General features: G+C 62.6%; 25 protein-coding genes and 2 tRNA genes. 5 read left to right on the top strand and 22 right to left on the bottom strand.

Annotated elements, in window-relative coordinates; all coding sequences use genetic code 11:
• Positions 1–28: 28 nt before the first annotated feature.
• Positions 29–1,351, bottom strand: a complete 1,323-nt coding sequence (gene xylA, locus F4827_RS05865; protein WP_183722779.1) for a xylose isomerase — start codon at positions 1,349–1,351, stop codon at positions 29–31.
• 287 nt (positions 1,352–1,638) lie between these two features.
• On the opposite strand from xylA, the gene F4827_RS05860 reads away from it, so the two are divergent.
• Together F4827_RS05860 and F4827_RS05855 are read left to right on the top strand one after the other, a co-directional pair.
• Positions 1,639–2,877 (top strand): DNA-binding transcriptional regulator, encoded by a 1,239-nt coding sequence (locus tag F4827_RS05860; protein ID WP_183722777.1) that lies wholly within the window; start codon positions 1,639–1,641, stop codon positions 2,875–2,877.
• Positions 2,878–2,980: 103 nt separating this feature from the next.
• Positions 2,981–4,066 (top strand): aldose epimerase family protein, encoded by a 1,086-nt coding sequence (locus F4827_RS05855; protein ID WP_183722775.1) that lies wholly within the window; start codon positions 2,981–2,983, stop codon positions 4,064–4,066.
• A 45-nt stretch (positions 4,067–4,111) separates the two neighbouring features.
• Here the strand turns inward: F4827_RS05855 and F4827_RS05850 are convergent, their stop codons facing one another.
• The 3 genes from F4827_RS05850 to F4827_RS05840 all read right to left on the bottom strand — a co-directional run bounded on the left by F4827_RS05850 (position 4,112) and on the right by F4827_RS05840 (position 7,188).
• Positions 4,112–4,972 carry a 3-hydroxybutyryl-CoA dehydrogenase gene (locus F4827_RS05850; protein ID WP_183722773.1) on the bottom strand — a complete coding sequence of 287 codons (861 nt, stop codon included), beginning with the start codon at positions 4,970–4,972 and terminating at the stop codon, positions 4,112–4,114.
• Positions 4,973–5,140: 168 nt separating this feature from the next.
• Positions 5,141–5,707 carry an acyloxyacyl hydrolase gene (locus tag F4827_RS05845; protein ID WP_183722771.1) on the bottom strand — a complete coding sequence of 189 codons (567 nt, stop codon included), beginning with the start codon at positions 5,705–5,707 and terminating at the stop codon, positions 5,141–5,143.
• A 542-nt stretch (positions 5,708–6,249) separates the two neighbouring features.
• Positions 6,250–7,188 (bottom strand): DMT family transporter, encoded by a 939-nt coding sequence (locus F4827_RS05840; RefSeq protein ID WP_183722769.1) that lies wholly within the window; start codon positions 7,186–7,188, stop codon positions 6,250–6,252.
• Positions 7,189–7,696: 508 nt separating this feature from the next.
• On the opposite strand from F4827_RS05840, the gene F4827_RS05835 reads away from it, so the two are divergent.
• The gene (locus F4827_RS05835; RefSeq protein ID WP_183722767.1) at positions 7,697–8,065 is read left to right on the top strand and encodes a hypothetical protein; all 369 of its coding nucleotides are present in this window, start codon (positions 7,697–7,699) and stop codon (positions 8,063–8,065) included.
• An 89-nt stretch (positions 8,066–8,154) separates the two neighbouring features.
• Here the strand turns inward: F4827_RS05835 and F4827_RS05830 are convergent.
• The 16 genes from F4827_RS05830 to F4827_RS05760 all read right to left on the bottom strand — a co-directional run bounded on the left by F4827_RS05830 (position 8,155) and on the right by F4827_RS05760 (position 22,479).
• A tRNA-Pro gene (locus F4827_RS05830) sits at positions 8,155–8,231 on the bottom strand.
• 101 nt (positions 8,232–8,332) lie between these two features.
• A complete protein-coding gene (locus F4827_RS05825) occupies positions 8,333–8,731 on the bottom strand; it encodes a MerR family transcriptional regulator (protein WP_183722765.1) in 399 nt (132 codons plus the stop codon).
• Between the two features lie 142 nt (positions 8,732–8,873).
• Positions 8,874–9,284, bottom strand: coding sequence for an integration host factor subunit alpha (locus F4827_RS05820; protein ID WP_167056393.1), 411 nt, complete (start codon positions 9,282–9,284; stop codon positions 8,874–8,876).
• 100 nt (positions 9,285–9,384) lie between these two features.
• On the bottom strand, positions 9,385–11,829 hold the full coding sequence (gene pheT, locus F4827_RS05815) for a phenylalanine--tRNA ligase subunit beta (protein WP_183722763.1): 2,445 nt from the start codon (positions 11,827–11,829) through the stop codon (positions 9,385–9,387).
• A 120-nt stretch (positions 11,830–11,949) separates the two neighbouring features.
• Entirely contained in the window at positions 11,950–12,963 is a 1,014-nt protein-coding gene (pheS, locus tag F4827_RS05810; RefSeq protein ID WP_183722761.1) for a phenylalanine--tRNA ligase subunit alpha, read from the bottom strand.
• Positions 12,964–13,235: 272 nt separating this feature from the next.
• Positions 13,236–13,595: a 50S ribosomal protein L20 gene (gene rplT / locus F4827_RS05805; protein ID WP_167056402.1), complete on the bottom strand. Its 360-nt coding sequence runs from the start codon at positions 13,593–13,595 to the stop codon at positions 13,236–13,238.
• 30 nt (positions 13,596–13,625) lie between these two features.
• Complete coding sequence (rpmI, locus tag F4827_RS05800) at positions 13,626–13,823, bottom strand: 50S ribosomal protein L35 (RefSeq protein ID WP_027793434.1); 198 nt, start codon at positions 13,821–13,823, stop codon at positions 13,626–13,628.
• A 14-nt stretch (positions 13,824–13,837) separates the two neighbouring features.
• Complete coding sequence (locus F4827_RS34905; RefSeq protein WP_183722759.1) at positions 13,838–14,029, bottom strand: hypothetical protein; 192 nt, start codon at positions 14,027–14,029, stop codon at positions 13,838–13,840.
• 94 nt (positions 14,030–14,123) lie between these two features.
• Entirely contained in the window at positions 14,124–14,645 is a 522-nt protein-coding gene (infC, locus tag F4827_RS05795; RefSeq protein WP_084068824.1) for a translation initiation factor IF-3, read from the bottom strand.
• 49 nt (positions 14,646–14,694) lie between these two features.
• Positions 14,695–16,602 (bottom strand): threonine--tRNA ligase, encoded by a 1,908-nt coding sequence (thrS, locus tag F4827_RS05790; RefSeq protein ID WP_183722757.1) that lies wholly within the window; start codon positions 16,600–16,602, stop codon positions 14,695–14,697.
• Positions 16,603–16,891: 289 nt separating this feature from the next.
• Positions 16,892–16,968, bottom strand: a tRNA-Val gene (locus F4827_RS05785).
• A 98-nt stretch (positions 16,969–17,066) separates the two neighbouring features.
• A complete protein-coding gene (locus tag F4827_RS05780) occupies positions 17,067–19,319 on the bottom strand; it encodes a bifunctional (p)ppGpp synthetase/guanosine-3',5'-bis(diphosphate) 3'-pyrophosphohydrolase (RefSeq protein WP_183722755.1) in 2,253 nt (750 codons plus the stop codon).
• Positions 19,320–19,457: 138 nt separating this feature from the next.
• Complete coding sequence (locus tag F4827_RS05775) at positions 19,458–19,811, bottom strand: RidA family protein (protein WP_183722753.1); 354 nt, start codon at positions 19,809–19,811, stop codon at positions 19,458–19,460.
• A 118-nt stretch (positions 19,812–19,929) separates the two neighbouring features.
• Entirely contained in the window at positions 19,930–20,823 is an 894-nt protein-coding gene (locus F4827_RS05770; RefSeq protein WP_183722751.1) for an alpha/beta fold hydrolase, read from the bottom strand.
• Between the two features lie 294 nt (positions 20,824–21,117).
• Positions 21,118–21,759, bottom strand: a complete 642-nt coding sequence (locus F4827_RS05765; protein ID WP_183722749.1) for a CoA transferase subunit B — start codon at positions 21,757–21,759, stop codon at positions 21,118–21,120.
• A gap of 15 nt (positions 21,760–21,774) precedes the next feature.
• Positions 21,775–22,479 carry a CoA transferase subunit A gene (locus tag F4827_RS05760; protein WP_183722747.1) on the bottom strand — a complete coding sequence of 235 codons (705 nt, stop codon included), beginning with the start codon at positions 22,477–22,479 and terminating at the stop codon, positions 21,775–21,777.
• Between the two features lie 239 nt (positions 22,480–22,718).
• Here F4827_RS05760 and F4827_RS05755 point away from each other — a divergent pair, with 239 nt between their 5' ends.
• Positions 22,719–23,294 carry a PAS and helix-turn-helix domain-containing protein gene (locus F4827_RS05755; protein WP_183722744.1) on the top strand — a complete coding sequence of 192 codons (576 nt, stop codon included), beginning with the start codon at positions 22,719–22,721 and terminating at the stop codon, positions 23,292–23,294.
• 77 nt (positions 23,295–23,371) lie between these two features.
• Here the strand turns inward: F4827_RS05755 and F4827_RS05750 are convergent, their stop codons facing one another.
• Positions 23,372–23,812: a thioesterase family protein gene (locus tag F4827_RS05750; RefSeq protein ID WP_183722742.1), complete on the bottom strand. Its 441-nt coding sequence runs from the start codon at positions 23,810–23,812 to the stop codon at positions 23,372–23,374.
• 48 nt (positions 23,813–23,860) lie between these two features.
• Complete coding sequence (locus F4827_RS05745) at positions 23,861–24,640, bottom strand: SDR family oxidoreductase (protein WP_183722740.1); 780 nt, start codon at positions 24,638–24,640, stop codon at positions 23,861–23,863.
• Between the two features lie 177 nt (positions 24,641–24,817).
• On the opposite strand from F4827_RS05745, the gene F4827_RS05740 reads away from it, so the two are divergent.
• On the top strand, positions 24,818–26,016 hold a 1,199-nt coding region (locus F4827_RS05740; RefSeq protein ID WP_183722738.1), incomplete at its 3' end, for an NAD(P)/FAD-dependent oxidoreductase.

Below are 26,016 nucleotides of genomic sequence, written 5' to 3'. Positions count from 1 at the left end.
GCTGCTGTCCCGATGCTCGCGGCCGCGCTCAACGCTGGCCGTAAATCGCCTGATTGATGACGTTTTCCAGGCGTTCCTGCTGGCCGCTCGCATGCTGCGGATTCATGCCGCGCGCGGCGGCGTCGCTCGCGAGCGACGACAAGGAATAGCCGCCGGACAGAATCTTGCGGCCGAATTCCGTATCCCAGCCCGCATAGCGCTGGCGCTTGAACTGTTCGAGCCGGTCGTTTTCGACCAGTACGGCCGCGCGCTCAAGTGCGATCGCGAGCACGTCGATCGCGCCCACATGGCCATAGAACAGGTCCTGAGGATCGCTGCTCTGGCGACGCACCTTGGCGTCGAAATTCATGCCGCCCGTGCTAAAGCCGCCGTGACGCAGGATTTCGTAGAACGCGAGGGTGAGTTCCTCGACGCTATTCGGGAACTGGTCGGTGTCCCAGCCGTTTTGCGGATCGCCGCGATTCGCATCGACGCTGCCGAAGATGTTGAGCGCATAAGCCATGGCGATTTCGTGGTGGAACGAATGGCCCGCCAGCGTGGCGTGATTGGCCTCGATATTCACGCGGATTTCGTTCTGCAGTCCGTATTGCGTGAGGAAGCCGTGCACCGTGGCGACGTCGTAGTCGTATTGATGCTTGGTCGGTTCCTGCGGCTTGGGCTCGATCAGCAGCGCGCCCTTGAAACCGATACGCTCCTTGTGCTCCACCACCATGGAGAGAAAACGCGCGAACTGTTCGCGCTCGTGCACGAGATCGGTATTGAGCAGTGTGTCGTAACCTTCGCGGCCACCCCACAGCACATAGTTTTCGCCACCCAGCTTATGGGTCGCTTCGAGCGCGTTGCAAACCTGCGTCGCCGCGTAAGCGAATACTTCGGGGTTCGGGCTGGTGGCGGCACCGCCCGCATAGCGCGGATGCGAGAACAGATTCGCGGTGCCCCACAGGAGCTTCATGCCGCTCGCCTGCTGCTTCTCGCCCAGATAACCCACCATGCGCGCGAAGTTCTCTTTGTAGTCCTTGAGATCCTTGCCTTCAGGGGCGACGTCGGTGTCGTGGAAGGTATAGTACGGCACGCCCAGTTTCGTGAAGAACTCGAAGGCCGCATCGGCTTTCTGATGGGCGCGCTCCAAAGCGTCGCCGGGCTGCTGCCACGGACGATGAAACGTGCCCTGCCCGAAGATATCAACGCCTGGCCATACGAACGAATGCCAGTAGCACACGGCAATGCGCAAATGCTCTTCCAGGGTCTTGCCAAGCACTTTCTTCGTGCGGTCGTAATGATGGTACGCAAGCGGATTGTCCGATTGCGGGCCTTCGTAGCGAATCGCGGGAATGGCTTCGAAATACGACATGGCGTCTCCGTTTAATGTTGCGGCGCATCAGCGCGGCGTCCTTCAAGGTGACGCCATACTGCCCGTCTGGCCGGTGCAGCGGCAATTGCGAAATTGCGCGAGCCGGGTAATGTTTCCTGCCAGGCGGGGGGAATATTTGCGCGCAGCTTATGGACCCGGCCTAAAATAACCGGACGCTTAAAAGGAGCCGCCGCGCGCGTCATTGCGCAGGCCGCATTCAATCGGAGACAAACGCAGGGAACCCAAAGCGGGAATACTCGCCTGCGAAGACCCTTGCGCGCTACGCCATGAACCGTGCCCCCGCAGCCCCTACACAGCATCACGCCCAGCCCGTTCACCGCATCGCGTTGCTGTTCAACGCGAACAAGGTCTACGACCGCGAAATCATCGCCGGCATCGGCCACTATCTGCGCTCGACGCGCGTGGCCTGGGATCTGTTTCTCGAAGAGGATTTTCGTTGCCGGCTCGACGGCATCGAGCGCTTCGATGGCGATGGCATCATCGCCGACTTCGACGATCCCGCCGTTGCCGCCGCACTGCAAAATTCGCCGCTGCCCGTCGTAGCCGTGGGCTCGTCGTTCGAAAATGACGCGCACTATCCGGCCGGACTGCCTTATATCGCCACTGACAACCGCAAGCTGGTTTCGCTCGCGTGGACGCATCTGATTGGCGCGGGCCTGCCGCATCTGGCCATGTACAGCCTGCCCGCCGCGCAGGAGAACCGCTGGGCGCAGCAACGCGAACTCGCATTCGAGGCACTGGCGCGCGAGGAAGGCATGGAAGCGCCGGTGTTTCGCGGGCTCGCGACCAGCGCGCCGTCGTGGAATCAGGCCAGCGAGCAGTTGGGCGAATGGCTGCACGCGCTGCCCAAACCCGTTGGTGTGATTGCCGTGACCGATGCGCGGGCGCGTCATCTGTTGCAGGCCTGCCTGATGCATGGCATCGCGGTGCCCGAGCAGGTCGCGATCATCGGTATCGACAATGATCCGCTCACCCGCACGCTCACGCGCATCCCGATTTCGTCGGTGATTCAGGGCACCGAGGAAATGGGCAAGACGGCCGCGCATCTGCTGCATCAGATGCTGCGCGGCGCGCGTTTTCCGGGGCGGCGCATTCTGGTGCCGCCGGTCGGCATCAACGTGCTGGCGTCGACGAAACACGAACCGCTGTCGAGCCCGCACGTGATGCGTGCGCGGCACTTCATCCGCCAGTATGCGTGCCAGGGCATCAAGACCGAGCAGGTCGCCGATTACGTGGGCGTGTCGCGCTCCTCGCTCGAAGAATATTTTCGGCGCGAGTTACAGTGCACCGTGCATCAGGAAATCCTGCGGCACAAGCTCGATGCGGCAAAAGCAATGCTGGCGAGCCGCGACGCCGCCAGCGCCGAAGTGGCGATCCGCTGTGGCTTTACCTCGTTGCAGTACATGTACGCGGTGTTCCGGCGCGAACTGGGCTGCACGCCGCGCGAGTATCAGGACAGCGTGGCGGCACCCTCGCCGGCTCCCTCGCGTGTTGCCCCGGACTGACGCCGACCGGCACGGACAATCGCGCTGATCGTTGCGCTGATCATTGCGCTGAACAGTGCGCAGCCCTTGCGCTGACAACCCGACCTTTACCCTCAGAAGCCACATGAACAACCCACTGCACACGAGTCGCATCAGCGCCGAACCCTGGGGCACGCTGCCAGGCGGCGATGCCTGCCGGCTCTACACGCTGCGCAACGCGCAGGACATGAAGCTTGCGATCAGCGATCTCGGCGCGACGCTGGTGTCCTGGCATGCACCCGACCGAGCGGGACGGCTCGCCGATATCCTGCTCGGCCACGACACGCCCGCCGGCTACATGAGCGCCACGACTTATATGGGCGGCCTGATCGGGCGCTGGGCCAACCGCATCGCCGGTGCGCGCTTTACGCTCGACGGCATCGAACACGTGCTCGACCGCAACGAGAACGGCAATCTGCTCCATGGCGGCGCGAACGGCTTTCATCGCGCGCTCTGGCAAGTCGAAGAAGAGCGCGGCGCGCTGCTGATGCGGCTCGACTCGCCCGAAGGCGACGGCGGCTTTCCGGGCAATGTGAGTGTGCAGGTGCGCTATGCGCTCGACGACGACGGCACGCTCACGATCGCCTACGAAGGTGTGACGGACGCGCCCACCGCGCTCAACCTCACGAGCCACGGCTATTTCAACCTGAGCGGCGAGCCGGGCGCGGACATTCGCGGCCACATCCTGACGATCGATGCGGACGCGTTCCTTGAAGTCGACGAACGGATGATTCCCACCGGCATGGCCGACGTTTCGGGCAGCGCCTTCGACTTCCGGCACGGCGCGCCGCTGGGGGCGCGCCTCGACTGGCCGCATGCGCAACTCGCGCGGGCGCGCGGCATCGATCATTGCTACGTGCTGCGCGGCGGCGAACAGGCGGGCGGCCCGCGCGTACTGCGTCAGGTGGCAAGCGTGTACGAGCCGGGCAGCGGTCGCGAACTCACGGTCGCGACCGATCAGCGCGGGCTGCAGTGCTATACGGGGAATTATCTGGAGGGCCAGCCGGGACGCCACGGCGCGCCGTGCGTGAAGCACGCGGGCTTGTGCCTCGAAGCGGGCGGCTTCCCGAACCAGATCAATATGGCGTCGCCGGATTGCGACGACGCCGTGTTGCGGCCCGGCGGCACTTACCGCCAGGTTACGCAGTACAAGCTGGGCGTGCGGGCCTGAGTTGGGCCTGAGTTGGGCCGGAGGTTGGCCTGACGCGGGCTCGAATTACGACGCCTTGTCGTACTGATAGACGCCGCGGCCCGTCTTGCGGCCCAGTTGCCCCGCCGAGACCATCTCGCGCAGCAACGGACAGGCGCGATATTTCGAATCGCCGAAGTCTTTCAGGAACACGTCCATCACCGAAAGACACACGTCGAGGCCAATCAGATCTGCGAGCGCTAGTGGCCCGATCGGGTGATTCGCGCCCAGCTTCATGCCGGCGTCGATTTCCTCGGCGCTTGCCACGCCTTCGGCCAGCACGAAGAAGGCCTCGTTGATCATCGGCACGAGAATGCGGTTGACGACGAAACCCGGCGCGTTCTTCACGCCGATCGGCGTCTTGTCCAGACGCTGGGCGAGTTCGCGCACGGCATCGGCAACATCGGCGCGCGTCTGCAGGCCGCGGATCACCTCGACGAGCGGCATCATCGGCACCGGGTTGAAGAAATGCATGCCGATGAAGCGCGACGGATCGGCGAGCGTGGTGGCCAGCGCCGTGATCGAAATCGACGAAGTGTTGGACGCGATGATGGCGTCCGCGCGCGCGGCGGCCTCGATCTGCTTGAGGATGCGCGTCTTGAGCTCGACGTTCTCGGTGGCCGCCTCGATCACGAGATCGGCGCTGGCCAGACGCGCGTAGTCCGTCGAGGTTTCGATGCGCGCGAGCGCCGCGTCGCGCACGGCGGCGTCGAGCTTGCCCTTCGAGACCAGCCGTTCGAGGCTGCGCGTGAGCGTTGCGACGCCCCGCTCCAGCGCGGCGTCCGTGACGTCGATCATCACCGCCTTCAGACCCGCCACCGCCACCGCCTGCGCGATGCCGTTGCCCATGGTGCCCGCACCCACGATCCCAACCGTTTCAATTGCCATGCCTTGCTCCTCACTCCTTTATCTGCGACGCCGGTACATCGTCTATGGAAATCCGGTGATGCGGTGCGCGTGGTGCACTGCATCATAAGCAGAGAGTGTAGCGGGTTGCGGGGCGGCAGGGGTATCGGTGCGGCGGGGGGCGCTGGTGTTGCGCCCCCAATGCAACGCCTAGAAGTTGTACTGGATGTAGATCTGGCTGAAGTTGAGACCGGGATTCGGCGTCTTGATGTCGGCGTTGGAGATGTGCTGGAAGCGAAAGCCCGCCTGGTAGTTCTGATGCTCGCCGAACTGCGCGCCCACGCCCACCATGTCCGCGAACTGGAACGCCGTGGACAAGGTGCGATCAGGCGTGAGCTCGACGTGCGTAAGCAGGCGGACGCCCACACCCGCCTCGATGAATGGCCGTATCCAGCCCGAGTCCTTAATGAAGCGAAATACCGGCGTCACGCCGAACTCCCAGATATTCGGCTGCGAGGCGGCCAGTTCGTCCAGCTTCCAGTAAGCGGCGTGGAACTCCCCTACGACCGTGAAATGGAAGCCCCCGATGTGCCACCACTGCAGGCCGGGGTCCCAGACGAGGCCGAAATCGAGCTTCTTCACATCGTGATCCGCAACGCCCGCACCAAGCTGGATGCCGAACTGATCAGCGTGCGCCGCTACGGCGCCGAAGGCGAGCGCCGCAGCGCAAGCACAACGGCTCAACCGGGCCTGCCAGGCCCATTGTCTTTGTGTCATGAACATCCCCGAAAAGGAACGGCACTTCACGACGCGGCCGTTTGACGGCCTGCTCTCCCTTGCTGCGGGCTTTCACTACGCCACTGCGCGCATGAGTGGTCGCAACAAAATCCGTCGCCATGTAAAACGGTTTCTAACGGTTTCTATAAGCGCATCGAGTGACAGGCCGAGGTCCCGGCTGACCGGATCCCTGACAGCGGTTTGCAAATAAATAACCCGATGTGTCGCCAAGTGTAGACGCGATTTAACAAGCGCGCTTGTTCGCCCGCATACACACAGGGCCGCCCAGCAAGGCTGAAGCTGACTTAAAGCTTTCAGTGGATGACGAGTCAATGGCGCGAGGAATCGCTCGCGATCCATCGGCGGAGTGAATCCGGATTGTTTGCGGCGAATCCCAGCTTATCGATATGCGTGGAACCGGCGCGATGGATGCTCGCATGGATGACGCCAGCACCTGTGAAGCAAGATGCCAGGTTGAGAAATATCGTTGCGCACACATCGATGTGTGCGCAACGATTAATGAAGCGCGGTTTGCCCCGACTTTACTGTTTGGCGCCGGCGCGATCCGCGCGCGGACCGAAGCCGGGCAGACGCTTGATAAAGCCGGTAGCAAGCGCCGTCCCGACGAGAATCGTGAAGCAGGCCTCAACCATGCCGATCGATACGCGTTCACCCAGGAACAGCGCGCCCCACAGAATGCCGAAGATGGGAATGACGAAGGTCACGGTGATGGTGCGCGCCGGGCCAATCGCCGCGATCAAACGGAAAAACATCAGATACGCGATGCCGGTACAGACGACGCCGAGTGCGATCGCCGAGCCCCACGCGTGCAGCGACACCGCGGCGTGCGGCCATGTGACGACCGCGAACGGCGCGAGCACGATGGCCGCGGCGGTCATGGTGCCCGCCGCGACCGTGAGCGGATCGACGCCGGTCAGATGACGCTTGGTGAGGCTGGCCGCCACGCCATAGAGCGCTGCCGCCACCAGCGCGGCAAGCGCCGCCAGCAAGGTCGCCGACGTGCTCGCGCCGTCACCGGCGCGCGTGGCGATCTGATCCCAGACCAAAGCCAGCACGCCCAGAAAACCGATCACCAGGCCGGCCACTCGCAGGCCGCTCAGACGGTCCTTGAGCCAGAAATAGGCCACCACCGCGCCGAACAACGGGGTGGTCGCGTTGATCACGGAGGTCACACCCGCGGAGAGCGTAAGTTCAGCCCACGCGAACAGACAGAACGGCGCAGCCGAGTTGAGGATGCCCACCACCAGCAGCGGCCCGGCGCGCTCACGCAGCGTGGCCAGCGCCTCGCGCGGCGGCCGGCGCGAGAACAGCACCAGCAGCAGGAACAGCGCGCCGATGCCGATGCGCAGCGCCATCAGTGGCGCCACGCCCAGATCGCCGACGCCTACGCGAATGAAAAGAAACGAGCTGCCCCACAGGGAAGCGAGAAAAACGAGCTGTGCGAGTTGAATCGGATTCATGGGGATAGCGCTGGGGAGCGCTCGGTTATGCCTGGATATGCCTGGTGATGCCTTGTTCTTTTCGCGCCCGATGCCGTCTGGCCGAGGCGTCCCGGCATGCCCGCATCTGCCGCAGGACAGAATGCGCAAGACCCGCATGGCGCAGCCATAACGGCGGCATGCGGAACGTGACAGAAACACCGGCGGAATTGCGCTAATCGTAAGGTGCGCGGCGTATCTCTCCTAGCGAATGATTCTCATCGATATGTGAGAAAAACTAACAGCCGAATCTTGCGCTCTCATGCTCACCGGATGCGGCACTGACTCTTTGAATTCGAGGCGTTAGCAACGGTCGCGCTGGCCCGGTGCAGTGTGCGCCAGCCCACATAACGGGCTGAACCGCTAGCGTAGATTGAGGCCTCGGCGCCCTTGCCGGCTTGCCGCTAACCGATTGCCGGTTGACTTCTCGCCCCGTCCGGCGTGTCTGCCCCGGACGGATTCGCCGGCGCCGAGTCCAAGGAGAATCGAGATGAAGACCCGGCTTGCCACCCTGCTCCTGCTGCCCGCAGCGATTGCGTTTGCTCAAGGCAGCGGATTCCCCGCCGATGCCACCACGCCCAGCGCCGCCGATATCCAGCAGCATCTGAGCGGCAAGGCGTTCGACATCAAACTCGCCGATGGCAGCATGTGGCATGTGCAGTACGACGGCAGCGGCAACTACGACTTCAAATCGAGCAAGGGATTCGCCGATCACGGCGACTGGCAGGCCCAGGACGGCAAGGTCTGCAGCAAGGGCAGCAAGATCGCTTATTCGTGCAATGACGTGCGCATGAAGGGCAGCAATATGTTCCTCAAGCGCGATAGTGGCGAGGTGGTGGAGTTTGTTGAAGCGCGGTGAAAGGGTGCGACGCGTCCCGATTGCTGTGCTTTTTCGCGCTGCAAATGAAAAAACCCGCACGGTTTTGACACCGTGCGGGTTCTGACTTCTGGTCGGGGCGAGAGGATTTGAACCTCCGACCACCTGCACCCCATGCAGGTACGCTACCAGGCTGCGCTACGCCCCGAGAGCTAGAAAGTATAACAGACCCTTTTGCCGATTTGAATGGCTGAAATGCATTTCGTCGGAAAGAATCTTTGCATCGCCTAAAGAAGGCACTCGCAATGCCTAGCGCCCAAGCAAATCGAGCACGTGCAGCAGTTCCTTGCGCAACTGGTCGACATCGACGCTCGCCATATTGCCTTCGCTCACCGGCACGTCTTCCATGTCGCCTGCTGCAGGCTCTCCCACCGCCGCGCCGTGCGAGTCGAGCCGGTTGCGTGCGCCGTTGATCGTGAAGCCTTGTTCGTAGAGCAATTCACGAATGCGCCGGATCAACAGAACTTCGTGATGCTGGTAATAGCGCCGGTTGCCGCGGCGCTTGACCGGCTTCAACTGCGTGAACTCCTGCTCCCAATATCGCAGCACATGGGGCTTCACTCCGCACAACTCGCTCACTTCGCCGATCGTGAAGTAGCGCTTGGCGGGTATCGGAGGCAAGACGACCTTTTCGATTGTCGATGTCATCGCCGGGTTGCCGTCGTGGTGGTTGCGCAAAATGGCGTCGCCGCCAGAGTCCGTTGTTGCCAGTCACACCCGCTGCATTCACCCGTGCGGGCGCGCGCGGATCATCGCGCGCATTGATGCCTTGATCGATCGCTTCCGTTGATCAGCGCGGGAAGCTTGCCTCGGCGCCGCTTTCCACCAGGGCCTTGAGCTTCTGGCTCGCGTGGAACGTCACCACGCGGCGTGCGGCGATAGGAATCGCTTCGCCGGTCTTCGGGTTGCGGCCCGGGCGTTGCGGCTTGTCGCGCAACTGAAAATTGCCGAAGCCCGAGAGCTTCACGCTGTCACCGCTTTCAAGCGCGTCGCGAATCACTTCGAAGAACGCTTCGACCATGTCCTTGGCTTCGCGCTTGTTCAGTCCGACGTTGTCGAACAGCAGTTCCGCGAGTTCGGCTTTGGTCAGCGTGGGCGTATCGTTCGCGGCACTTGCCGACGGGGCAGGAATATCGCGAATCATGGCGCTACGCTGTGCCGCGAGAAGGGCTTCGAAATCACTCGAGTTCATTTCGTTCATCTATCTTTGCTATGGCGCGCTTCCGGTTGCCAAGGTGTGAATGCAACCTCTGCAACCTCGCAAACCGGAAGCCATGTCGGTACGTGATGAGCCGGGAGGCTTATCCGCGCAACCGGGCGCCAAACACTCGAGCCAGGCGATCCACCAGGGACTTGATGGCCGCATCGACCGTTTCGTCCTGAAGGGTCCCGCCAGTATCTTGCAGGGTCACCCGGAAGGCAAGGCTTTTCTCGTCCGCGCCAAGTCCGGAAGTATTTGATTTTGCACGAAATTCATCGAACAACGCAACCCTCTGCACAATCCGCGCGGGCTCGTCCTGCATGCCCTTGTGGAGCTCGTCGAGCAGCGCCTGGACCTCGATCTTCTGATCGACGACCACTGCGATATCGCGTCGCACCGGCGGGAATTTCGATACCTCGGTGGGCGTCGGCAGATCGCGCGCCATCAGTGCGTCCGCTTCCACTTCGAAGACGATCGGTGCGTGCGGCAGGTCATACTTCTGCATCCAGCGCGGATGCAGCTCGCCAATCCAGCCCACGGCGCGGCCATCGACTTCCACGCGCGCACTGCGTCCCGGATGCAGCGCGGGATGCTCGGCCTTCACGAAACGCGGCGTCTTCGCGGCGCCCAGGTTCGCGAACAGCGCTTCGAGATCGCCCTTCACATCGAAGAAGTCCACGCCGCGCGTTTGCGCGCCCCACTGCTCGTCGAGCGCGGGACCGTAAGCGAGCGCGCCGATCATCTTCGGTTGCGCGAAACCTTCCACCGTCATCTCGCTCGCCTTGATCGACGGATCGTGCAGGAACACGCGGCCCGCTTCGAACACGCGCACGCGATCCGCGCGGCGGTTGAGGTTGTGGCGCAGCACGTTGATGAGGCTGCCGATGAGCGTCGTGCGCATCACCGAGAGCTGGCTCGCGATCGGGTTCAGCAGCTTGACCGGATTCGTGTTGCCCGCGAAGTCCAGCTCCCACTCGGCGTCGACGAAGCTGAAGTTGATGGTTTCGGCGTAATCGCGTGCAGCAATCGCGTGACGGATCGCGTGGATCGAGCGGCGCGTTTCGTTGGTCGCGCGCATTTCGCTGCGTGCGACCGGCGGCAGCGCCGGAATGTTTTCGACGCCGTAGATACGCGCGACTTCTTCGATCAGGTCTTCTTCGATCTCGATGTCGAAGCGATACGGCGGCGGCGTGACGCTGAACGAGGCATCGCCATCGCGTTCGAACGTGAGACCCAGACGCGTGAAGATCTGAGCGATCTCGTCCGCGCCAATCTTCACGCCGATAATGCGGTTCGCACGCGCCACGCGCATCTTCACCGGCGCGCGTTGCGGAACGTTCACGGTCTGGCCGTCGATCGGGCCGGCTTCGCCGCCGCAGATGTCGAGGATCAGTTGCGTGATGCGCTCGATGTGTTCGACGGTCGTCGACCAGTCCACGCCGCGCTCGAAACGATGACCTGCATCGGTCGAGAAGTTGTAGCGGCGCGAGCGGCCACGAATCGCATCCGGCCACCAGAATGCGGCTTCCAGATAGATGTTTTTCGTGTCGAGCGTGACGGCGGTGCTGTCGCCGCCCATGATGCCCGCGAGGCTTTCGATCTCGCGTTCGTCGGCGATCACGCCCACGGTTTCATCGACTTCGACGGTGTTGCCATTGAGCAGCTTGAGCTGTTCGCCCTTCTTGCCCCAGCGCACGTCCATCGAGCCGTGGATCTTGTCGAGATCGAACACGTGCGACGGACGGCCGAGTTCGAGCATCACATAGTTCGAGATGTCGACGAGCGCCGAGATGCTGCGCTGGCCGGCACGTTCGAGGCGCTGAACCATCCACGCCGGCGTCTTCGCGTGCGCGTTCACGCTGCGGATCACGCGGCCCGAGAAACGGCCGCACAGGTCCGGCGCCGAAATCTTCACGGGCAACGTTTCGTTGAGCTTGACTTCCACCTTCGGGAACACCGGCGCCTGCAGCGGCGCGCCGGTTATCGCGGCGGTTTCGCGCGCGACGCCATACACCGAAAGGCAATCGGCCTTGTTCGGCGTGAGCTTGATTTCGAAGATGGTGTCGTCGAGGTTCAACGCTTCGCGGATGTCCTGGCCGATCGGCTGATCTTCCGGCAGGATCATCAGGCCGCTGTGATCTTCCGAGAGCTTGAGTTCGCGCGCCGAGCACAGCATGCCCTGGCTTTCCACGCCACGCAGCTTCGAGAGCTTGATCGCGAACGGCTTGCCGCCCTCTTCCGCGGGCGGAAGCTCCGCGCCCACGAGTGCGACGGGCACCTTGATGCCGGGCGCGACGTTGGGCGCGCCGCAGACGATCTGCAGCGTCGCGCCGGTACCGGCGTCGACCTGACAGACGTTGAGCTTGTCCGCGTCCGGGTGCTTCACGACTTCCAGCACCTGGCCCACGACGATCTTCGTGGTGGGCGGCGCGGCCGGGCGCAGGCCTTCGACTTCGAGGCCGGCCATGGTGAGGGCGTGGGCCAGCTCATCGGTCGTGAGCTTCGGATCGACAAAGCTTCTCAGCCAGGATTCGGGGAATAGCATGTGGTTTTACGTTCCAGACAGATTGTGACCGTCGCGAAGCGGGTTCTCGCGCACCATGTCGAGGTGCTGCGTCCGCCTCGCGCCCTGCAAGCGAAGTCGTCGCTGCGGCGCCGCTTCGACTTAAGCGAACTGGCGCAGGAAGCGCAGATCGCCTTCGAAGAACAGGCGCAGATCCTGCACGCCATAACGCAGCATCGTCAGGCGCTCGAGCCCGCTGCCAAACGCAAAGCCGATGTAGCGCTCCGGGTCGAGACCCATGTTGCGGATCACGGTCGGATGCACCTGGCCCGAGCCCGAGATTTCGAGCCATTTGCCGGCGTTCTTGCCCTGCTCGAACATCATGTCGATTTCCGCCGACGGTTCCGTGAACGGGAAGTACGACGGACGGAAGCGCACCTTGATGTCGTCGCGCTCGAAGAACTTCTTCAGGAAGTCCGTGTAGACGCCCTTCAGATCCGCGAAGCTGATGTTTTCTTCAATCCACAGGCCTTCGACCTGGTTGAACATCGGCGAGTGGGTGGCGTCGCTGTCCACGCGATACGTGCGGCCCGGAACGATCACCTTGATCGGCGGCGTGTGGGTGCGCGCGTAACGCACCTGCATCGGGCTGGTGTGCGTGCGCAACAGCAGCTGACGGCCATCGGCGTCCTTGCCGTCCACGTAGAACGTGTCCTGCATCGAACGCGCCGGATGGTTTTCCGGGCTGTTGAGCGCGGTGAAATTGAACCAGTCGGTTTCGATTTCGGGACCGTCGGCCACGTCGAAGCCAATCGAGCCGAAGATCTGCTCGACACGTTCCCACGTCTGCATCACCGGATGCAGGCTGCCCGTGCCCAAGCCGCGGCCCGGCAGCGTGACGTCGATCGCCTCGGAGGCGAGACGCTGGTTCAGCAGCGCGTCGGCAAGCGCCTGGCGGCGCGCGTTCAGCGCGGCTTCCACCTGCTGCTTGACGGCGTTGATGCGCGCACCTTCGGTCTTGCGCGTTTCCGGGTCGAGCTTGCCAAGACCCTTGAGCAGTTCGGTCAGCGCGCCTGACTTACCCAGAAAACGAGCCTTCTCGTTTTCGAGCGTGTTGACGTCGGGTGCGGAAGCGAAGGCGGTTTGCGCGTCGGCGACAATCTGGTCCAGATCCATTGATCCCATCTTTTCAGCGTCAGTGTTTGAGACTTGAGCGGTGCCCGGCACGCCGCGGTGTGCGAGTGTGACGCACGATCGCGACGACATGAAGGCACGGCATGAAGCGGCTAGGCGACCAAGCGGGCCGCGTGAGGCGGCGCATAAAACGAGAAGCACGCAGGAAGCGCTTCACCAACAAAAACGGGGCTCGGTGAGGAGCCCCGTTTTTGTTGCAGCATCACCGAAACAACCGGAATGTCTGCTGCAACGAACCTGCGCAGTACCTGAACTTAGGCAGCGACGGCGGCCTTCACCTGCTTGACGATCGCAGCAAATGCAGCCTTGTCGAACACAGCCATGTCAGCCAGAACCTTGCGGTCGAGTTCGATCGAAGCCTTCTTCAGGCCAGCGATGAACACGCTGTAGGTCATGTCGTGCTGACGCACCGCTGCATTGATACGCGTGATCCACAGTGCGCGGAACACACGCTTCTTGTTGCGGCGATCGCGATAGGCGTATTGGCCTGCGCGCATGACCGCCTGCTTGGCGATGCGATAGACGTTATTGCGACGGCCGCGGTAACCCTTGGCCAGGTTGATGATCTTCTTGTGGCGGGCCCGTGCGGTAACCCCACGTTTGACTCGAGGCATGAGTAGCTCCTTTGAGTTGTCGGTTGAGGATTACGCGAACGGCAGCATTGCGCGCACGGACTTCAGATCGGAATCATGAACGGCCGTTGCACCACGCAGATGACGCTTGTTCTTGGTGGTCTTCTTGGTCAGGATGTGACGCTTGAAGGCTTGACCGCGCTTGACGGTACCACCCGGACGAACCACGAAGCGCTTTGCGGCGCTCTTCTTGGTCTTCATCTTGGGCATGACAAAAACTCCATTTATTTGATGGACATGGGTGTGCGGCTGGCTTGTGCGAACACATTGCCCTTGACCGCCCTTCGAAACCCACTCCACTTGTTTTGGCGACCGGCTGCTCTATAAAAGACAAGCTTGCCGCCGCTTTCAGGAAAAGCGCCTGCCTGCCGCACTTTCGTGCGACGCGCGGGCGCCATTTCCGGAACCTGCTGCATGTCTGCGCCGGCCAAAGGGCCAGCGAGACATCGAGAACAACCTGGACGTCGCGCAGTGTACACAAGTGCAGAGCACTTCACACTGCGCGCCGGTTCACTTCTTCTTCTTCGGCGAGAGCACCATGATCATCTGGCGCCCTTCCATCTTCGGCATCTGCTCGACCTGACCGACTTCTTCGAGGTCGGTGCGCAGGCGCTCAAGCATACGCATGCCGATTTCCTGGTGAGCCATTTCGCGGCCGCGGAAACGCAACGTGATCTTCGTCTTGTCGCCCTCATCGAGGAATCGGATGAGGTTGCGCAGCTTGACGTTGTAATCGCCGTCGTCGGTACCCGGGCGGAATTTGACTTCCTTGACCTGGATGACCTTTTGCTTGAGCTTGGCTTCGTGCTGCTTCTTCGATTCCTGGTATTTGAACTTGCCGTAATCCATCAGGCGGCACACGGGCGGCACAGCCTGCGGGGCAATTTCAACCAGATCGACGTCTTGCTGTTCCGACATGCGGAACGCATCAGCCAGCTTTACAATACCGAGCGGCTCGTTCTCGATTCCGACGAGACGCACCTCGGGTGCAGTGATTTCACCGTTGATGCGATGCGACTTATCCGTAGCGATGTTACGTTTCCTCTAAAAATTAAAAAAACGAGCCGCGCTGCCAGGTGGCTTACTTGAACGTCCTGACGTCCTGCGCCAGACGCTCAGCAAAGGCATCGACGGGCATCACACCCAGATCGACACCGCCACGGGCACGCACGGCTACCGTTTGTGCTTCACGCTCTTTGTCGCCGACAACCAGCAGGTACGGGACCTTCTCAAGCGTGTGCTCGCGTATTTTATAGCTAATTTTCTCGTTGCGCAAATCGGCCTGCACTCTAACCCCTTGTTTTTGCAACGATTGGGCCAGATTAGCGGCATATTCGGCCTGACTTTCCGCAATATTCATCACAACGGCCTGCACCGGAGCCAGCCAGGACGGCATTGCACCAGCGTGGTGCTCGATCAGAATGCCGAGGAAACGCTCCATCGAACCGAGGATTGCACGGTGCAGCATGATCGGGCGGCGGCGGCTGTTGTCTTCCGCCACGTACTCGGCGCCAAGGCGCTCCGGAAGCACCATGTCGAGTTGGAGCGTGCCGCACTGCCACGAACGGCCGAGCGCATCCTTGATGTGGTACTCGACCTTCGGACCGTAGAACGCGCCCTCGCCCGGCAGTTCTTCCCACTGCAGTCCGCAGGCCGTCAGCGCTTCGCGCAGGCCCTGTTCGGCGCGATCCCACGTTTCATCCGTGCCGGCGCGCGAATCCGGGCGCAGCGACAGCTTGATGTCGATGTGATCGAAGCCGAAGTCCTTATAGACGCTCATCGCCAGCGTATTGAAGGCGATCGATTCGGCGATGATCTGATCTTCCGTACAGAAGATGTGGGCGTCGTCCTGGACGAAGCCGCGCACGCGCATCAGGCCGTGCAGCGCGCCCGATGCCTCGTTGCGATGGCACGAGCCGAATTCCGCGTAACGCAGCGGCAGGTCGCGGTACGAACGCAATCCGTGATTGAACACCTGGACGTGGCCCGGGCAGTTCATCGGCTTGACGGCGTAGTCGCGCTTTTCCGACTCCGTCGTGAACATGTTTTCACGATAGTTCTGCCAATGACCCGACGCTTCCCACAGCGAGCGGTCCATGATCATCGGCGTCTTGATTTCATCGTAGCCGGCCACGCGCAGGCGGCCGCGCATGTACTGCTCGACCTGCTGCCAGAGCGTCCAGCCCTTCGGGTGCCAGAACACCATGCCCGGCGACTCGTCCTGCATGTGGAACAGGTCGAGTTGCTTGCCCAGCTTGCGGTGGTCGCGCTTTTCCGCCTCTTCGAGGTTGTGAAGATAGAGTTCCTGATCTTCCTTCTTCGTCCAGGCCGTGCCGTAGATGCGCTGCAGTTGCTCGTTCTTCGCATCGCCGCGCCAGTACGCGCCCGCGACCTTCATCAGCTTGAAGACCTTGAGCTTGCCCGTCGACGGCACGTGCGGGCCGCGGCACAGGTCCGTGAAATTGCCGTGCGAGTACAGCTTGATGTCCTGATCGCCGGGAATCGACTCGATGATCTCGGCCTTGTACTTCTCGCCGATGCTCTTGAAGTAGTCGACCGCCTCGCCGCGCGTGACGACACGGCGCGACACCGGCTCGTCCTTCTTCGCGAGTTCCTGCATGCGCTTTTCGATCTTTTCCAGATCTTCGGGCGTGAAGGGACGGCTATAGGCGAAGTCGTAGTAAAAACCGTTGTCGATGACCGGGCCGATCGTGACCTGCGCTTCCGGGAACAACTCCTTGACCGCGTAGGCCAGCAAGTGAGCCGTGGAGTGACGGATGATGTCGAGACCGTCGACATCCTTGTCCGTGACGATAGCCAGCGATGCGTCGTGATCGATCAGCGTCGACGTATCGACCAGCTCGCCATCGAGCTTGCCGCCGAGCGCCGCCTTGGCGAGGCCGGCACCAATCGAAGCCGCCACTTCGGCAACCGTGACGGGGTGATCGTACTGTCGAACCGAACCATCGGGCAGACGTATCGCAACCATGTTTTTCTCCAGAAGCGCCGCACGCGGCACATCGTATTGTGTTCGGGGGAGATCGCCATCAAGGCGACTCGCGAAAATTCGCGGCGAAAAAAAATGCGGCCCCGCTTTCGAGGGGCCGCATTCACTTTTCAAACCAGATTGCAGGGCGAAAGAGGTCCTCGACTAGCGTCGCTCCGAAGTAGTTTCGGTCAACGTTCGCGGTGTCATAACCGTATTCGCCTTGAGCGCAGAGCGCTTTTGCTGCATTGAAGCCCCGATGCTAACACACACATCGCAACTTCCATTTCGTTGGTAGGCTCGATTGGACTCGAACCAACGACCCCCACCATGTCAAGGTGGTGCTCTAACCAGCTGAGCTACGAGCCTGAAGAAGGAAGACTATATGACACTTTCACGAACCTGGCAAGCATTTTTTGCGCTGCGGAAGACCCGCGCGGCTTTGGAAACTGCGCGGCGGCTAGCCCCTAGCCCTTGCGGAACGCCCGCTGCACCCCGCCCACCTCGCCCAGCAGCACACAGGCACGCTGGATCTGCGCCGAACTCGTCACCTCGACCGTAAACTGCATAAAGGCCGCGTTGCGGCGCGTTTGCGTCTTCACGCCGATCACGTTCATCTTCTCGCGCGCGAACACTTCGGAGATATCGCGCAGCAGCCCCTGGCGGTCGGTGGCCTCGATCGAGATGTCGACCGGATAAACCGACTGCCCGCGCCCGCCCATCACATCGGCGGACCATGTGGTCTGGAGCACGCGCTCGGGCGAGCGACGCGCCATGCGCTGGAAGGTCGCGCAATCGCTGCGGTGAATCGACATGCCCTTGCCGCGCGTGACGAAACCGCTGATGCCATCGGGCGGCGCCGGGCGACAGCAGCGCGCGAGTTGCGTCAGCAACGCGTCGACGCCCACCACCAGCACCCCGGACGAGCCGCCGTGAGCGACATTCGAACCGCTCGCCCGCTTGGTCAGCTGCTCGGGCGTTTCCTCCTCGGGCTCCGGCGCGGGAGCATCGCTCAAGGCCTGCTCGACGTAGCGCAGGCTGAACTCTTCCTTGCCGACCACGCTGAAGAATTCGTCGGTCGACTTGAAGCCGAGCCTGGACGCGAGCTGATCGAGATTGACCGACGTGCGCCCCTCGCGCTGCAAGGTCTTTTCGACCATCGCACGACCGTTGGCGATGTTTTCCTGCGCCTCGATGGCGTTGAACCAGGCGCGCACCTTTTGACGCGCGCGATGGCTCTGCAGATAGCCGAGCTGTGGGTTGAGCCAGTCGCGCGACGGCCCGCCCTCTTTCACCGAAATAATCTCGACGGTCTGGCCGTTTTGCAGATGCGTATTGAGCGGCACCATTGCGCCGTCGACGCGCGCGCCCCGGCAACGGTGCCCAAGCTCGCTATGCAGGTGATAGGCGAAATCGAGCGGCGTCGCCCCCTGCGGCAGCGCGATCACACGCGCCTGGGGCGTGAGCACGTAGATATGATCGTCATCGAGCGTCGCCTGGCGCAGTTGCTCCCAGGGCTGACGGCCATCGGCGACATCATCCTTCCACGCCAGCAACTGGCGCAGCCATGCGATCTTTTCGTCGTAGCTGCTGCTCGCGCTGAACTGGCCGCCGTAGCCCTTCGAACCGGCTTCCTTATAACGCCAGTGTGCGGCCACGCCGTATTCCGCGAACTGGTGCATCTCCTGCGTGCGAATCTGCACTTCGAACGCGCGACCGTCGTCGCCCATCACCACCGTATGCAGCGAGCGATAGCCGTTCGGCTTGGGTCGCGAAATGTAGTCGTCGAATTCGCGCGGCACCGGCTGCCACAGATTGTGCACGATACCCAGCACGCTGTAGCAGTCCTTGATGTCGCGCACGATCACGCGGAAGGCGCGCACGTCGTAGAGCTCGGCAAAGTCGATATCCTTGCCGCGCATCTTCTTCCAGATGCTGTAGATGTGCTTGGGACGCCCGCTCACCTCGGCGTCGATATGCGCGGCGGCGAGTTCGTTTTGCAGCCGGGCAATGGCCTGCGCCACATAGCTCTCACGTTCGACGCGTTTTTCGTCGAGCAGTTTGGCGATGCGCTTATAGGTGACCGGTTCCTCGAAGCGAAACGCCAGATCTTCGAGCTCCCACTTCAGTTGCCAGATGCCCAGGCGATTCGCGAGCGGCGCATAGATGTCCAGCGTTTCGCGCGCGATCTCAGGCGCGGGCGTGATCCTGGCCGCTGCGTAATAGCGCAGCGACTGCACACGCGACGCAAGACGAATCAGCACCACGCGAATGTCCTGCGCGAATGCGAGCAGCATCTTGCGCAGCGACTCGACCTGAGCGCGGCGCGCGGCCTGCGCATCGCGGCTTTCGCGCCCGCTTTCGGGCGCCGCGTTCTGCGCGGCGGCACGCAGGCTCACCGTGCCCAGACGCAGCAGTTTGCGCACATCGAAGACGAGCCTCGTGACTTCGGCGCCGAAACGCGCTTCGAGTGTCGCTTCCGGATTGTCGAGATGCTGGGCGATGTTGAAGAGCGCCGCCGCCAGCACTGCGGGCGGATCGACGTTGAGACGGCTCATGATCGACGCCGTGCCCTGCGCGTGTTCGACAAGCGGTTCGCCCGTGGACAGGCGCGCGTCACCGGCGTGCTCGCGCACGAACGCCAGCGTGTCTTCTAGCGACGGCAACGCGGCGGAGCCGGAAACTTCTGCGGGGACGGGAGGTAAGGTGTCGCTGCTCATGAGACATCGCCCGCCGACGTACCGGACAGGCTGCTAACCACGGTAAAACAATCCAACGATAGTCCAATCGGGCGATCTGGCCGCACGCATTTGCGCGGTCTTCAGACCCGATCAGTTCGTTGCAGATTCAAGCCGCACTCAATCGCGCTGCGCGGCCACCACGACGATTTCGATCAGGCATTCGGGATTCGCTAGCCTGGCTTCGACAGTCGCACGCGGCGGCGTGGCGCCCTGTGCGACCCACTTGTCCCACTCGGCGTTCATGCCCGGGAAATCCTTCATGTCTGCAATGTAGATCTGCACGGACAGCAGCAGTGACTTGTCGCTGTTGGCCTCGCCCAGCAAACGGTCGATGTGGCCGAGACATTCACGCGTCTGGCCAACAATGTCCTGCTTCGTGTCCTCCGCGATCTGACCGGCCAGATAGACGGTGCCATTGTGGATGGCGGTTTCCGAGAGGCGCGGGCCGACGTGGTGACGAATGACTGCCATGAATTTTCCTGTTGATTTCAGAGTCTGGGGGCGTTGCAGCGCGTTGCGGGACGTTGCGGGGCGCTCCTTTCAGAGCGCCGACACGCCGGACAATCCAGCATTATGACGCGCCGCAAGCCTATACGGCGAAGAAACGGCGCGCGATCTCGATCTGGTCGGCGGCGAGAAAGACCGGCGCATGCCCCACGCCGGCGATCTCGACGGAGGTCAACTGCTGGGCGCTCGCCTCCATTTTCTTCACGGTTTCGCGCGAAAGCAGATCGGAAAGTTCGCCGCGCACGGCCAGCACCGGCCCCTTGAACGCCGCGAGCGAGCGCCACAGGAACTGCTCGCCCTGTTCGTTCTGCTCGGGCGTCACGCCCTTGAAGCCTTCGGAAATGCGCGGGTCGTAACGGTAACGCCAGACGCCATCCACTTGATGCAGCAAGGGCGTATTGATCTCGCGCCACTCGTCGGCCGTGAGAGGGCCAAACGAGGCCGCCAGCAGCGCGGCGTTGTCGATGCCTTCCTGCAGCGAGCCGAAGCTGACGTCGCGGCCCACGTATTCGCCGATCCGTTCAAGCGAAGCCGGTTCGATGTGCGGGCCGATGTCATTGAGCAGCATGCGCCCGATGGGCGTCTGCGGCAGACCGGCCAGCGCCATGCCGATCAAGCCGCCCATCGAGGTGCCGAACCAGTCCACTTTCTCGACGCCGATGCGAGCAATCAGGGTGACCATATCCGCAACGTACTGGGCGACGCCATAGCCGCGCGGATCGACGAGCCACGACGAGAGCCCGCGGCCGACCACATCGGGACACACCACGCGGTACGTATCGGCCAGCGCCAGCGCGAGGCGATCGAAGTCGCGCCCGGAGCGCGTCAGGCCATGCACGCAGACGAGCACGCGCGGATTCGCGGGGTCGCCCCATTCGGTATAGGCCACGCGGTGCAGCCCCGAAGGACTGAGGCACTGGACAGCGTGTTGGCGCGGCGGGCGAGATTGAAGCGGCACGGCAGACGAAACGGTCATTGCGCGATCCTCGCTGAAAGCGTTCATAGGCGTGCGGCCATTGTAGACGGCTTTGCGGGGCCGCAACGGCGCGCGCGGCGCGCGCTCACCGGCGAGGCAAACAGCCGGCCCGCGCCTGGCAAGGCCGCGGCGCGCGTCCCGTCGGCCATACGGTCTATGCCGTCTGGCCGAGGTTTCAGGCGCACTCGCAGGCGCCAGAATGCTCCCATCGAAAACAAAACGGGCGCAACCGAAATTGCGCCCGCCTGGGTCATGCAACCTGCTGCGACTGTTGAAACAATCGCGTCAACGCGTTCAGCTCACCGCGCTCACATCGAGCGGTGCGCCCGTCTTCGCCTTGATCTCGTCAGCGCTCACGCCCGGCGCCAGTTCGGTCACTTTCAGGCCCGCGTCGCTCACTTCGATCACGCCCAGATCGGTGATGATCAGATCGACCACGCCCACGCCCGTCAGCGGCAGCGTGCAGGCTTCGAGAATCTTGTGCTGGTCGCCCTTGGCCACATGCTCCATGAGCACGACCACGCGGCCGACGCCCGCCACCAGATCCATCGCGCCGCCCATGCCCTTGATCATCTTGCCGGGGATCATCCAGTTGGCCAGGTCGCCCTTCTCGCTCACCTGCATCGCACCCAGGATTGCCAGGTTGATGTGGCCGCCGCGGATCATCGCGAACGAGTCTGCCGACGAGAAAATCGACGAGCCCGGCAGCGTGGTCACGGTCTGCTTGCCGGCGTTGATCATGTCGGCATCCACCTCGTCTTCGGTGGGAAATGGGCCGATGCCCAGCAGGCCGTTTTCCGATTGCAGCCACACTTCCACGCCTTGCGGCACATGGTTCGCCACGAGCGTCGGCAGGCCGATACCCAGGTTCACGTAGAAGCCGTCCTGCAGCTCCTTCGCCGCGCGTGCGGCCATTTCATCACGATTCCATGCCATGATCGGTCTCCCTTCTTAGGCGCTCGCGGCGCGCACGGTGCGTTGTTCGATGCGTTTTTCCGGTTGCGCATTGAGGACAATGCGCTGCACGAAGATGCCCGGCGTGTGGATCGCGTCCGGATCGAGCGCGCCGTTCTCGACGATCTCCTCGACTTCCACGACCGTGATCTTGCCCGCCATCGCACACATCGGATTGAAGTTGCGCGCCGTGCGGCGATAAACCAGGTTGCCCGACTTGTCGGCCTTCCACGCCTTCACGAGCGCCACATCCGCGGTGAGCGAATGTTCCAGCACGTAGTGCTTGTCGCCGAACTGGCGCGTTTCCTTGCCCTCGGCGATCAACGTGCCGAAGCCCGTATTCGTGAAGAAGGCCGGAATACCCGCGCCGCCCGCGCGCAGCTTTTCAGCCAGCGTGCCCTGCGGCGTGAATTCGAGTTCGAGTTCGCCCGACAGGTACTGGCGCTCGAATTCCTTGTTCTCGCCCACGTAGGACGAGATCATCTTCCTGATCTGGCGCGTTTCCAGCAGCAGACCGAGGCCGAAGCCGTCCACGCCCGCATTGTTGCTGATACAGGTAATGCCCTTCACGCCCGAATCGCGCAGTGCGCCGATCAGCGCCTCCGGAATCCCGCACAGCCCGAAACCGCCGACCGCAAAGGTCTGGCCGTCCTTGACGATGCCTTCGAGCGCGGCGGCCGCGCTTCCATAGACTTTGTTCATCAGTGTGTCCCTTCCTCGAATGGAAATACGTCGATGCGTCGTTCGATCAATCTATTTGTTCAGCATGGCTCGCAGGCGCGGCACACGCCCGGATGCCCCATTCTAGTCATGCCCCGGCGGCGCTGCCGTGAATCCGGCGCGCCGTACGCGCGGCCCTCTGATGGTTCGCAAGCGTACGCTGGGCGGGCGATGCGGCACAATACGCAAAACTACATAAAGCCATACCCGTATGAACCACCATGCCTGAATCCGCCCTGGCCGCCGCCCCTGCTCCCGCGCTCGATTACAAGACCGCTTTCCACCTCGCGCCTATCGGCCTTGTGATCGCGCGCGAGCGCATCATCGAGGACTGCAACGAAGCGGTCTGCGCGATCTTTCGTTGCCCGCGCGAAGCGCTGCTCGGCCAGTCGTTTCAGGTGCTTTACCCTTCGGCGGACGAATTCGAACGCATCGGCGAGCGTATTCCGCCCATCATGACGGCGCAAGGCAGTTACGCCGACGACCGCATCATGAAGCGCGCCAATGGCGAACTATTCTGGTGTCACGTGACGGGCCGCTCGCCCGATCGCGAAGCGCCCCATGCGGCGGGTGTGTGGACTTTCGAGGATTTGAGCGCGACGCGGCGCGTGGCGGTCGAACTCACGCCGCGCGAGCGCGAAATCGCGGCGCAACTGGTGACGGGCAAGACCAGCAAGCAGATCGGGCGGATTCTGGACATCAGCTCGCGCACGGTGGACGTCTATCGCGCGCGGCTGATGCGCAAGTACGACACTGGCAACGCCACGGAACTGTTGCAGCGTTTGCTCGGGCAGTAGGCGCGCGAAGCGTCCGGGAGGGCGCGGCGCAGGGGCACGCCGCAAGAGGACCCGCCGGGGGAGAAATTCGCGCGCAGTCAGCTCGCCTTGACGAGCGGCGCGCTTTCGATGGTCGCGCGCAGGTGATCGGGAATCGGCACCGACTTGCCCGCTTCGTAGTCGATCCAGACGCAGCGCGCATTGCCGCGCGCATAGACGGTATCGGGCTCGTCCACGCGGCGCAGTTCGAAACCGGTGTCGAAACTGCTGCGCCCGGGTTGCCCCACGGTCATCGTGCAGACGATGTCGCCCGGGTAATGCAGTTGCTTAAGAAACTCCATCGAAGCATTGACGATCACGGGGCCCTGCCCGTTGCCGCTTTCGCGGCTTTCGCCGGCCACGCCGAGCTGCTCGAACCAGGAGATCCGCACCTGCTCCATGTAGCGGAAGTAGACCGTGTTGTTCACATGGCCGAACGCATCCATGTCGCCCCAACGGATCGGCATGGTCATTTCAAAAACGGGATGGTAATCACTCATTGCACTTCAACTTCGGGTTACGTGGGTTGCGTTTGAAAACCAGGCGGCTCAGGTCAGGCCAAAGCCGTCGTCGGCGGTAATGATCGAGCCGTTCATGAACGCCGATTCGTCGGCCGCCAGCAACAGCAGCAGACCGTCGAGATCGGCGGGCGTGCCCACCCGGTGGCGCGGCAACATCGAAATCAGCTTCTGGCCTTGCTCGGTGGCCCAGTGATGATGATTGATTTCGGTGTCGATATAACCGGGACAGATCGCGTTGACGTTGATGCCATGGCGGCCCCATTCGAGCGCCATCGCCTTGGTCATATGCACCACCGCCGCCTTGCTGATCGAATACAGGCCAATCTGCGGCAGCACGTTCAGCCCCGCCACCGAGGCGATGTTGATGATGCGATAGGCGGGCTTCGAGCCGCCGCCGTTGCCGCGCATGATCATGCGCCTGGCGACTTCCTGCGCGACGAAAAAAGCCCCGCGTGTGTTGGTGTCGAAGACGTATTCGAAATCGGCCGGCGTGACGTCGGCCAGCTTCTGGGTGGTGGAAACGCCCGAATTGTTGACGAGGATGTCGATGGTGCCGGCCTCGGTTTCAGCGTGCGCGACCGCCGAACGGATGCTCTGGTAGTCCGTCACGTCGAGCGAAACCACATGCGCGGCACCGCCATCGGCCTCGATCTCGGCGCGCAGTTCCTTGAGCCGTTCGACCCGCCGGCTCGCCAGCACGACCTTCGCGCCCGCCTGCGAGAGCACCTGGGCGAAGCGCTTGCCCAGACCGCTCGACGCGCCGGTGATCATCGCTACCTTCCCTTCGAGATTGATCGAACGGCCCATTTTCGCTTCCTCTTCAAGGGATGACGGGAAGCCGGAATGCGCCACCGGCTGCGTGCCGGGCATTCTGGCATAGAATAGAACGATCGTGCTAATACGGGTTTGTCGGGTTGCGGCAAGGTGAGCGTTACCCGACAATACGAACCCGAAAAAAGCATTCTAATGGCAAGAGGAGCTTTAATGACCCCCACAAGTCTCTTGGAGCAATACGGCCCACGCGAGTCGATGGAATACGACGTCGTGATCGTCGGTGGCGGCCCGGCCGGGCTGTCGGCGGCGATCCGCCTGAAACAGTTGGCTGCCGAAAAAGGCGCCGACCTTGGCGTGTGCGTGCTGGAAAAAGGCTCTGAAATCGGGGCGCATATCCTCTCGGGCGCCGTCATGGACCCGCGCGCGCTCAACGAACTCTTTCCCGACTGGAAAGAGCAAGGCGCGCCGCTGAACGTCCCCGTGACGGAAGACAAGTTCCTGTTCCTCTCGGAAACGGGCGCGAAGTCCGTGCCCAACTGGGCACTGCCCGATAACTTCAAGAACCACGGCAACTACGTCATCAGCCTGGCCAATGTCACGCGCTGGCTGGGCCAGCAGGCGGAGGCGCTGGGCGTCGAGATCTTCCCCGGCTTTCCGGCGGCTGAAGTGCTCTACAACGACGATGGCTCGGTCAAGGGCGTCGCGACGGGCAACATGGGCGTGGGCAAGGATGGCGAGCCGACCGAAAACTTCCAGCTCGGCATGGAACTGCACGCGAAGTACACGCTGTTCTGCGAAGGCGCGCGCGGGCATCTGGGCCGTCAACTGAACGAAAAGTTCAAGCTCGGCAAGGACGCCGATCCGCAGGTCTACGGTATCGGCATCAAGGAACTCTGGGAAATCGATCCCGCGAAGCACAAGCCGGGTCTGGTGATCCACACCGCGGGCTGGCCGCTGGAGAACGATACCTACGGCGGCTCGTTCCTTTATCACATCGACAACAACCAGGTGATGGTCGGTTTTGTCGTGGGCCTTGCGTATACGAATCCGTACCTGTCGCCGTTCGAGGAATTCCAGCGCTACAAGACGCATCCGGAAATCCGCAAGTATCTGGAAGGCGGCAAGCGCGTGTCGTACGGCGCGCGTGCCATCACGGCGGGCGGCCTGATGTCGCTGCCCAAGCTCGTTTTCCCGGGCGGCGCGCTGGTCGGCGACGATGCGGGCTTCCTGAACGCCTCGCGCATCAAGGGCAGCCACGCGGCGATCAAGACCGGCATGCTGGCGGCCGAAGCGGCGTTCGAAGCCGTTCAGGCAGGCCGTCAGAGCGACGAACTCGCGGCCTATCCGGAAGGCTTCAAGCAGTCCTGGCTGCACGAAGAACTGTACAAGGCGCGCAACTTCAAGCAGTG

Source organism: Paraburkholderia bannensis (assembly GCF_014200455.1).
GTDB classification, from domain to species: domain Bacteria; phylum Pseudomonadota; class Gammaproteobacteria; order Burkholderiales; family Burkholderiaceae; genus Paraburkholderia; species Paraburkholderia bannensis_A.
Note: the sequence above shows the minus strand (reverse complement) of the source record. Positions and strands in the feature narration are given on the sequence as shown.